The organism is Pedobacter psychrodurus (genome assembly GCF_032678585.1).
In the GTDB taxonomy this organism is placed as follows: domain Bacteria; phylum Bacteroidota; class Bacteroidia; order Sphingobacteriales; family Sphingobacteriaceae; genus Pedobacter; species Pedobacter psychrodurus_A.
This window is the reverse complement of record NZ_JAVTSN010000145.1, coordinates 1-605: the sequence shown is the minus strand read 5'-3', so window position 1 is coordinate 605 and position 605 is coordinate 1. Positions and strand designations below refer to the sequence as shown.

Sequence of the window (605 nt, the reverse complement as noted above, 5' to 3'; positions counted from 1 at the left end):
TTAAAAAGCACCTTTATTATTGCGCCGCTTCCTACCGCAGTAATCAAAAACTGTATGGCTGATGCTTCGTTACTGGCCACACTGATCGTTGAAAAATATTGTGACCACCTTCCGGTCTATCGCCAGATGACCCGTTTTGAACGGGCAGGCATCAAACTCGCACATTCTACATTATTGGACTGGATCGCAAAAACCTGTACGCTGTTACAGCCCCTTTATAATAACCTGAAACAGGAAATCCTAAAAAGTAATTACCTGATGATGGATGAAACAACGATGAAGGTGATGGATAAATCCAAACAGGGAACCACCCATAGAGGGTATTTCTGGGCAGCGCAGGCTCCGCCTACTAAACTGGTATACTTTGAATATCATCCTGGCCGTAATCAGGAAGTGCCCCAGCTTATTCTTGCAGGTTATAAAGGCTATCTCCAATCGGACGGATATGCCTGCTACGAAACGCTAGCCACAAATAAGGATATTAAACTTCTCGGCTGCATGGCCCATAGCCGCCGGTATTTTTCTGAAGCAGAGAAAAATGATCCCAAAAGAGCTGCTTACGCGCTTGAAGTATTTGGTCAGCTCTACGATATTGAACGGGAGAT

Annotated in this window: 1 protein-coding gene; it reads left to right on the top strand. The window is 44.8% G+C overall.

From position 1 onward, the window contains the following. Nucleotides 1-605 (top strand): IS66 family transposase (gene tnpC, locus R2S57_RS30425; RefSeq protein WP_316848667.1); only part of this gene is annotated, 605 nt, incomplete at both ends.